The organism is Streptomyces sp. SM1 (assembly GCF_002910825.1).
Classification (GTDB): domain Bacteria; phylum Actinomycetota; class Actinomycetes; order Streptomycetales; family Streptomycetaceae; genus Streptomyces; species Streptomyces okerensis.
On the sequence record NZ_NEUB01000792.1, the window covers coordinates 1 to 8,849 of the forward strand.

6 protein-coding genes and 1 pseudogene are annotated in these 8,849 nt (G+C 71.4%); 1 reads left to right on the top strand and 6 read right to left on the bottom strand.

Translation table 11 applies throughout. The features are described 5' to 3' along the window. Positions 1 to 190: 190 nt before the first annotated feature. The 4 genes from B9S61_RS24315 to B9S61_RS24330 form a co-directional block, all read right to left on the bottom strand. Positions 191 to 916 carry a methyltransferase domain-containing protein gene (locus B9S61_RS24315; protein WP_103544158.1) on the bottom strand — a complete coding sequence of 242 codons (726 nt, stop codon included), beginning with the start codon at positions 914 to 916 and terminating at the stop codon, positions 191 to 193. 157 nt (positions 917 to 1,073) lie between these two features. Next, the gene (locus B9S61_RS24320; protein ID WP_103544159.1) at positions 1,074 to 3,527 is read right to left on the bottom strand and encodes a SpoIIE family protein phosphatase; all 2,454 of its coding nucleotides are present in this window, start codon (positions 3,525 to 3,527) and stop codon (positions 1,074 to 1,076) included. Between the two features lie 144 nt (positions 3,528 to 3,671). Further along, entirely contained in the window at positions 3,672 to 6,068 is a 2,397-nt protein-coding gene (locus tag B9S61_RS24325) for an MFS transporter (protein ID WP_103544160.1), read from the bottom strand. Positions 6,069 to 6,231: 163 nt separating this feature from the next. Further along, a complete protein-coding gene (locus B9S61_RS24330; RefSeq protein WP_103544161.1) occupies positions 6,232 to 6,675 on the bottom strand; it encodes an SRPBCC family protein in 444 nt (147 codons plus the stop codon). 159 nt (positions 6,676 to 6,834) lie between these two features. On the opposite strand from B9S61_RS24330, the pseudogene B9S61_RS24335 reads away from it, so the two are divergent. Then, positions 6,835 to 7,071, top strand: a pseudogene (locus B9S61_RS24335) (radical SAM protein); the annotation flags it as partial. A gap of 497 nt (positions 7,072 to 7,568) precedes the next feature. On the opposite strand, the gene B9S61_RS42550 reads toward B9S61_RS24335, so the two are convergent. Together B9S61_RS42550 and B9S61_RS24345 are read right to left on the bottom strand one after the other, a co-directional pair. Next, complete coding sequence (locus tag B9S61_RS42550) at positions 7,569 to 8,510, bottom strand: IS3 family transposase (RefSeq protein WP_258039777.1); 942 nt, start codon at positions 8,508 to 8,510, stop codon at positions 7,569 to 7,571. Further along, positions 8,498 to 8,797, bottom strand: coding sequence for a transposase (locus B9S61_RS24345; RefSeq protein WP_103543739.1), 300 nt, complete (start codon positions 8,795 to 8,797; stop codon positions 8,498 to 8,500). The genes B9S61_RS42550 and B9S61_RS24345 overlap by 13 nt, the downstream gene beginning before the upstream one ends. Positions 8,798 to 8,849 lie beyond the last annotated feature (52 nt).

Below are 8,849 nucleotides of genomic sequence, written 5' to 3' on the forward strand. Positions count from 1 at the left end.
CCGGCGCCCGGCGGGGAGCGGGGGAGGTGTGTGGCGTGTCATGGCCGGAAACAGTACGGAGGCCTCAGCGCCTCACCTACGTGTTCGCACCATATAGAGAATGCCCGGTTAATAGACGCCGGCCCCACAGCGCAGGGCATGGTGCCGCGGGCGCTGCGGTCAGCGCCCGCGGCTCTCGTCCGTGCGGAACCTAGGCGGCGCGCCCCGTCACGTACCAGGCGGACGGCAGCTCGATGCGGGTGCCGTCGGGGGCGTACTCGGTGGTGGTCAGCGGCAGGGTGCCGCTCGCCAGCACGGTCAGTCCGGCCGCGGTCAGGAACTCGGGCACCTCCGCGTCGGCGACCTCACCGGGGGCTATGCCGTGCCGGAGGACCGGCGCGAGTTTCGGCGGTGGTCCGCCGGGACCGGTCGCGATGCTCCGCAGCACCGCTCCGGCGGCCTCGGACGGCTCCACGAGGAACGCGCGACCGCGCTCGCCGACCATCGTGGCGACGCCGTCGGCCAGTGCCTGGCGGTCGTCGGCCTCGCACTGGTGCAGCACCCCGCGCACATAGACGTTGGCGTCGCCGAGTTCGGCGTGCAGGGCCTGGGTCGAGGCCTTCTCCACGGCGTCCAGCCGGCGGTACGCCGCCCGCCCCGCCGGGTCGGCGGCGCGGGCGCGGTCCAGGGCCGCGGCGGACAGGTCCGCGCCGAGGACACGCGGGAACCGGTCGGCGAGGAAGCGGGTCTGGGTGCCGTTGCCGCAGCCGAGGTCCACCAACGGCAGCCCGGGATCGGTCAGATGCGGTTCGAACAGGGCGAGGTGGCGGGCCACCGTCAGCGCGGGCTCCGCGTCCCAGAACACGGCCCCCTGTTCGCGCGGTGCCTCACGCCAGAAGCCCTCCCAGGCCTGCTGGTAACGACTCGTCACGCTCATGTCCGACTCCCCGGGGTGCGACACCGCCCGCCCCGTGTGACGGACCAGTACGGTGTATCGCGCCCCGGGCTCACGGACAAGCGCGCGGACGCGTTCCTTCACGGCTCGTTCGCCGCGGAACGCGCCGTCGTACCACCGGCGTCGGGGGCCGGACCGCTCAGCGGCGCGGCAGGGTCAGCTCGAACCACACACTCTTGCCGGCCGTCGTCCGGCTCGTTCCCCACGCGCGGGCGAGGGTGGACACCACCCGCAGTCCGCGGCCGGCTTCGTCCATGGGGCGTGCGTCGGTCAGCGCCGGCAGCTCGTGGTCGTCGTCCTCCACCTCGCACAGCAGCGTGTCACCGCGCACCAGCCGCAGGGCGACGGGGCGGGCATGGGAGTGCAGTACGGCGTTGGTGACGAGCTCGCTCACCAACAGCTCGGCGCTGTCGACGAGTTCCCGCAGACCCCAGGCGTGCAACTGCTCGCGGACCACCGCGCGGGCCCGGCCGGACGCGGGCGGCTCGGCGCTGAGCCGCCACTCGGCGACGTCGGCGGACTCGATGCCGCCCAGGCGGGCCATCAGCAGCGCCACGTCGTCGTTGCGGCCACCGCGTACGTTGAGTGCCCTGATGATGGTGTCGCAGGCATCGTCCATGGACGCGGCCGGGTGGGCGGCCGACTCGCACAGCGTGGCGAGCCCGACACCGATGTCCTCACCGCGCACCTCGACCAGTCCGTCGGTGCACATCACCAGCCGGTCGCCGGGCTCCACGCGCACGCGCAGGGCCGCGAAGGGCACTCCACCGACGCCGATGGGCGCACCGGTGGGCAGGTCGAGCAGTTCGCTGCGCCCGTCCGCGGCGCGCACCAGCACGGGCGGGATGTGTCCGGCGTTGGCGAGGCGCAGTTCGCCCGCGATGGGGTCGTAGACGGCGTAGAGGCAGGTCGCGAGATAGGTGTCGCCGAGCCGCTGGGCCAGGTCGTCGAGATTGCGCAGGAGTTGTGCGGGTGGCAGGTCCAGCGCGGCCATGGTCTGCACGGCCGTGCGCAACTGTCCCATCATGGCGGCCGAGTTCAGTCCGTGGCCCATGACGTCACCGACGACGAAGGCGGTCCGGGCTCCGGGCAGCTTGACCGCGTCGAACCAGTCGCCGCCGATCCGGCCGAGGAGGGTGCCCGGCAGATAGCGGGTGGCGATGTCGCAGCCCGCCATGCGCGGCGGGATGTGCGGCAGCATGCTGTCCTGGAGCGTCTCGGCAACGTTCTCCTGGTAGGTGTACATGCGGGCGTTGTCGAGCACGAGGCCCGCGCGTGCGGCGAGTTCGGCGCCGGTGACCCGGTCCATGTCGTCGAACAGCCGGCGCTCCGGATGGCGCAGCAGGATCATGAAGCCCAGGACGACCTGACGTGCCTTCAGCGGGACGACCAGCATGGAGCGGCCGGTGATCAGCGGCCGGATGTCGCGCTTGTCGAACTGCGAGGCGATGGCGTGGCCCATCTCCTCGCTGATGTGCGGTACGAGGACGGGTTCACCGGTGGTCATGCACTGGAAGAACGGGGTGTGCGCCGGAAAGGGCATGGCCTCGCCGACGGGCACCACGTCGTCCCAGCGGCCGGGCTCATCGGTGTGCTCCAGCGCGACCCGGTGCCACAGGGTGGTGGTGTCCGGCACGCCCTCGTCGAACCCCTCGCCCGCCACGACCTGTTCGCGCAGGTAGGTGCCGGCGACATCGGTGAAACGGGGCACGACGGCCCTGCTGACCTCGACGATGGTGCGGGAGAGGTCGAGGGAGGTGCCGATGCGTGAGCTGACCTCGTTGAGGAACTCCAGGCGTTCCCGGACGGCGGCGTATTCCAGGTCCTCGCTCTCGTCCCGCAGTTCCTCGGGCACCGGTTCGCCGGCCGCCGGCGCCCGGGCGGCCCGCTCGCGCCGCTCCCGGCGTTCGACGCGCCGGGGCACTCCCCAGTCGGGGGTGACCGGCACCCGGTCATTCTGGCTGAACTCCAGGATGGGGTAACCCAGTTCGAGAACCTGCGAGGCGATCCGGGCGCTGTCACCGACGCTCATGCTGGGAAGGATCTCGGGCAGCCGGCGGGCGAGGTCCGCGGAGCCGGGGAAGTCGGTGTGCAGGGCGAAGCCGGGCGCGATGCGTTCGAACACCCCCGCCTCGCCGGTGCCCAGCCGCTCCGCGTCGGCGGCCAGCACCAGCAGCCGCTCCCGGCCCGGTCCCACCAGCGGGTACGCCCACCACAGCACGTCGACCCGGCCGGTCCCGGAGGCGGCCAGGCGGGCCCGCCCCGCCGCCGGATAGGCCAGGCCCCCGCCGAGGGAGGCGCCGAGGCCGGGGCCCAGACCGTCGTAGGCGGCGCCGTCCCCGTACGGGCTGTCCTCGTCGTCCTCGGACAGGGCCCCGGTCACGGGCAGCAGGTCGGCGGCGGGGCGGCCGAGCGCTTCCTCCTTGGGCAGGGCGAACAGGCGTCGCGCGCCCGCGCTCCAGTGCGAGACGAGTCCGTCGCGGTCGACGACGACCACGGCCAGCGGGATCCGGCCGGCTCCGTCCTGCCCGGTCTCGGTGCCCTCCCCGGGGTGGTCATGGGGAGGTGCGTTCCGCTCGGTGCCACGGTCCATGGCCCAGGCCCTCTCTCCCCCGGCTGCGCAAGATCTGTACGGCCTCGACCACCGTACGACCACGGTCGGCGGCGATGTGCGGCAATACGGGAATTGCCCGCCGGTGCTCGCACCGGCGCGCGTTTCCCCGCGTGAAGGACCGTTTCAGTCCTCGTGACCCAGCTGGAGGTCGCGTTCCGTGCGGCCTCCGCCGGCCACCTGGAGCACGGTCGCGACCGGCGGGTAGCCGGCGGCGATGACGGTGTACTCGCCGGAGGACAGGTCGACGAACCGGAAGATTCCGTCGGGTCCGGTGGTGAGGGTGTCGACGACGTTGCCCGCCGCGTCCAGGAGGGTCACCCGCGCCTCCTCGACCGGCCGTCCGCCGCCGGCCCGCACCGTGCCGCGCAGCACGGCGCCACCGGCGAGTTCGACGTCCTGACGGGTCTCCCGGGCGGCCTGGACGGTGACCGGCAGGGCAGCCGGGCGGAAGGCGGGGGCGCTCGCGGCGAGGGTGTACTCGCCCGCCACCAGCTCGCTGATCACATAGCCGCCCTCACGGCCGCTGCGGGTACTGGCGACGACCTCCCCGTGGACGTTGGTGAGGGTGACGGCGGCGTCGCGCACCGGCGTGCCGTCGGCGGTGACGACGCTGCCGGCCAGGCGGCCCGCGCCGCCCAGGACGACATCGAGTTCGACGGGCCGCTCGCCGACGGTCACGGAGACCGCCTGCGGCTGGTGGCCGCCGGCGGCGGCGATCAGGACGTACGATCCCGGACCGGGCGTGGCGAGCGCGTACCGCCCGTCCTCACCGCTGGCGCCGCGTCCGGTCTGCTGTCCGGAGATGTCGATGAGGGTGAGCGCCGCGCGGGGTACGGCGGTCCCGTCGGGGTGCTGCACGGTCCCGCAGACGGGGATGCCGCCGGTGTGGGACGAACGGGCGTGGGGCACGCGCGCGGTGTGGTGCGGCGCTTCCCGGGCCGGGTCGGCGGTGGGGGCGTGGTGGGACACCAGTGGTTTCTCCTTGAGGAAGAAGGCGATGAGCAGGCCGAGGACGAGCACCGGCACCAGGTAGAGGAAGACGCGCGGCATGGCGTCGGCGTAGGCCTGCACGTAGGCGTCGCGCAGCCCGGGCGGCAGCGCGTGCACCAGCTCGGGGGTGAGGGACCCGGCGTCCGGCGTGGCCGCGTCCGCGGGGAGGCGCGCGGCGAGCGCGTCGGTGAGCCGGCCGGCGAAGAGGGTGCCGAAGACGGCGGCGCCGACACTGCCGCCGATCTGCCGGAAGTAGTTGGCGGCGCTGGTGGCGGTGCCGAGGTCGGCGGGGCGCACGGAGTTCTGCACGGCGAGGATCAGTACCGGCATCACCATGCCGATCCCGGCGCCGAGGACGGCCGTCCAGACGCTGTAGTGCAGCCGGGGGGTGCCGCTCTCCAGCCGGGAGAGCAGCCACATGCCGACGACGGAGAGGGCCGCGCCCACGACGGGGTGCCACCGGTAGCGGCCGGTGCGGCTGATGAGCTGGCCGGAGACGACGGAGGCGCCGACGATACCGCCCGTCATGGGCAGCATCAGCAGTCCCGACTCGGTGGCGGAGACCCCGTCGACCATCTGCAGGTACGTCGGCAGATAGCTGGCGGCACCGAACAGGGCGACGCCGATCACCAGGCCCACCAGACCGGTGACGTTGAAGACGGAGTCCCGGAACAGCCGGAGCGGGATGAGGGGTTCGGCGGCGAAGCGCTCGACGACGAGGAAGAGCACGGTGGCCGCGGCGGCGCCCGCGCCGAGAGCGAGCACGGTGCGGGAGTCCCAGGCGTACTCGGTGCCGCCCCAGGTGGTCAGCAGCACCAGGCAGGTGGAGGCGGCGGCCAGCAGCAGCGTGCCGAGGACGTCGAAGCGTCCCCGCGCGGCCGGCTTGGGGAGCTTGAGCGCCACGGCGACGACGGCCATGGTGACGAGGCCGAAGGGCACGTTGACGTAGAAGCACCAGCGCCACGAGAGGTGGTCGGTGAAGTACCCGCCGAGCAGCGGTCCGGCGACGGAGGCGAGGCCGAAGGCGGCGCCGATCAGTCCCATGAAGCGGCCGCGCTGCCGGGCGGGCACGATGTCCGCCATGATCGCCTGGACGCCGGTCAGCAGCCCGCCCGCGCCGACGCCCTGCACCGCGCGGCAGGCGATCAGCTGGTCCATGGTCGTCGCACGGCCGGCCAGCGCGGAGCCGATGACGAAGACGAGGATCGCGAACTGGAAGACGCCCTTGCGGCCGAGCAGGTCGCCGAGCTTCCCGTAGACCGGCAGTCCGACGGTGGCGGTGAGCAGGTAGGCGGTGATCGCCCAGGACATGCTGTCCAGGCCGTGCAGTTCGCCGACGATCTCCGGGAGCGCGGTGGCGACGATCATCTGCTCCAGCGCGGCGAGCAGCAGCGCGAGCATCAGTGCGAGAAAGACCAGCCGGACCCGGCGCGGGCTCAGGCCCGGCCCGGCGACCGGTGCCGGGGGCGGCGGGCCCCCGGCCGGTGGCGCCGCGACCGGCTCGTCCTGCGTCAGAGTGATCCCGCCCACGTGCCGCTCCCCTCGTCGCACCGCCGGACATTTCCCGCGTAAAAGCGACAACTACGAGCAAGCGCGACGAGTTACGGGACAGAGCCGGTCCGTCGGCAGATCACCCGAACCGGTGAGGAGCCAACTCCCCACCGGTTCTCGGTTCTTGAGGGTGTCCCGGCGGCTACTTCTCGACCTCGGCGGCCAGTTTGGCCAGCAGGGCGTCGTAGATCCGGGCGAGGCCCTTGGGCGCGAAGGTCTTCTCGAAGAAGCCGCCGATGCCGCCGGCACCGTTCCAGACGGTGGCCACGACGACCCGCGAGCGGCCCTCGCCGGCCGGGGTGACGCGCCAGGTGGTGACCATCGAGGAGTTGCGGTCCTTCTCGACCAGTTCACCGTCGGTCGGCTCGGTGACCTCCAGGAGGCAGTCGCGCACGCGCTTGCTGGTGGCCTGGAGCTTCCAGTGCACGAGGGTGCCCTCGCCATCGCCGCCCTCCCGGACCTCGTACTCGCTGTACTGCTCGGGCATCAGCTTCGCGCGGGTGCCGCTGTAGTCGGCGAGGGCATCGAACACCGTCTCCGCGTCCGCCGTGACGATCCGCTCCGTAGTGGCCTCGACCTGCGCCATCGCTTTTCCTCCAGGGCATGGGATATCGGGGTCGGGCCAAGCCAACCACCCCCGTACCCGGCCACCAAATCGGGGTTCCGTATGTGACCGAACATGTCACTCGCACGATCATGGGAACACTTGTTCTATTATGTGGGTCAGTACTACCGAGGAGGCGCCATGCGCTGGGAGAACCTCTCACCGGACTCCGGACACAGCCGGGCCGACGCCGCGCTGTTCGGCGCGGAGGCGGTGGTCGCCCGCACCTTCGACACCCCGGAGTTCCGTGGCGTCACCTTCCACGAGATCCGGGCCCGCTCCATCGTCAACCGGGTGCCGGGGGCGTCCCGCATGCCCTTCGAACGGACGGTGAACCCCTACCGGGGATGTACGCACGCGTGCGTGTACCTCACTGCATGACCCTATTGAGCCCAGGAGGGCCGATGCTCAGTACTTCGAACGCGGACAAGGCCTGGAAAGGCATGACGGGGTCATTCCCGACCCCGGAGGCGCCAGGCCAGTATGCCGCCCCGAGCAAGGCGGAGAGGACGGCTTACACCGTGCTGCTGCATGGACCGGCTGCGCGCTCAGGCGGCGCCGACGCGAGTCAGTGGCTGCTGCTACGCGACCGCACAGCGAAGCGCCCGTAACCGACGCACCAGCAACAGCCACACTTCAGGAACGCGTCAGTCGCCCAGGGACGCCGTCGAGACAGTCCCGTACCGGCCCGCACAGGCCGCGCGGAACCAGCCTGCGGACAATCGCCCGCGCGGCCAAGGCAACCCCCGCGACTTCCCTGACGCAGTAACGCCTCCGCCGACATGGATGCGCAGACATGATGCACATGCACGCGTTGAGAGAGGTACACGGGGATTCCTCCCCTTGTCAATCCCCTGGAAGCGTAGAGACCTTCCTTATGCGGCCAGGTCCTCCTGATGGTGGCTGGCGCGTGCTTCGCTGATGATCTGTTCGAACTCCACCGGCGGTAGCCCGCCGGCCGCGGAGTGTCTGCGGCGCATGTTGTAGAAGCCGGTGATCCAGGTGGCGATCTTCAGCCGGGCCTCGGTCCGGGTGGCGAACTGGTGCCGGTGGATGTACTCGACCTTGATCAGCGAGTTGAACGACTCCGCGGCGGCGTTGTCCAGCGCCGACCCGACCCGCCCCATGGACTGCACCACGCCCAGCCGGTCACACAGCTCGTTGTACGCCTGACTGGTGTATTCGCTGCCGCGGTCGGAGTGGAAGATCACGCCGTCCACATCGCCGCCGCGCGTGGTGGCGGCCATCTTCAGCGACGCGGCGACCAGGGCAGCGTCGTGATGCGCACCCATCGCATAGCCGAGCAGTCGGCGCGAGAACAGGTCGATGACCGTGGCCAGGTACAACTTTCCCTCCCCGGTCTCGATTTCGGTCATATCGCCCACCCATAGGACGTTTGGGGAGACCGCGTCGAAGTGGCGGTGCACCAGGTCAGGGGCCGCTTTGCGCTTGCCCTGCCGGGTCAGCGAGCGGCGCCTGCGGGGCGGTTTACGGCCCTGGAGCCCGAGCTCGGCCATGATCTCGGCGACCGTGTTCACCGAGACCTGCCAGCCCGCGGCCCACAGGTCCAGCGTGATCCTCGGTGACCCGTAGGTCTCGCCCGAGCGGCGGAAGAAGTACGTGATCCTCTCCTCCAGCATCGCCCGTCTGACCTCGCGTTTCGTCGGCTCGGCCGGGCGACGTCGCCACTTGTGGAACCACGCCTCGGATACGCCGAGCGCGCGGCAGGAGACAGTGTGCGGGATGCCGTGCCCGGTCCTCTGGTCGCTGATCACCCCGACGAGAGCCGCCGGGTCCGCCACAGCTACTTCACCCACAGGACCATGCAGCGTTTGAGGACATCACGCTCCATGGCCAGTTCCTTGTTCTCTTTGGTCAGCTCGGTGTTGCGCCTGCGCAGTCGCTCCAGTTCCTCCTGGACGCTCTCGCTCCGCCCGCCAGCAGCCGCACCGTTCCGCCGGGCGCGAGAGACCCAGCTGGCCAACGTGGTCTCGTTGATCCCCAGCTCCCTCGCGACCTGCGCGAGCGGCTTGCCTGTCTCGGTCACGATACGCACAGCCCCCTCACGGAACTCCGCGTCGAACTTCCGCCTCTTCTCCGCCATGACTCCCAACTTCCCCTGCAGTCACGGCCTCTACGCTACGAGGGGAAGGTCA

Bases quoted from the DNA above. Each gene is read 5' to 3' on its own strand.
- B9S61_RS24330 (WP_103544161.1), bottom strand. From the start codon at position 6,675: ATGGCGCAGGTCGAGGCCACTACGGAGCGGATCGTCACGGCGGACGCG.
- B9S61_RS24320 (WP_103544159.1), bottom strand. From the start codon at position 3,527: ATGGACCGTGGCACCGAGCGGAACGCACCTCCCCATGACCACCCCGGG.
- B9S61_RS24345 (WP_103543739.1), bottom strand. From the start codon at position 8,797: ATGGCGGAGAAGAGGCGGAAGTTCGACGCGGAGTTCCGTGAGGGGGCT.
- B9S61_RS24315 (WP_103544158.1), bottom strand. From the start codon at position 916: ATGAGCGTGACGAGTCGTTACCAGCAGGCCTGGGAGGGCTTCTGGCGT.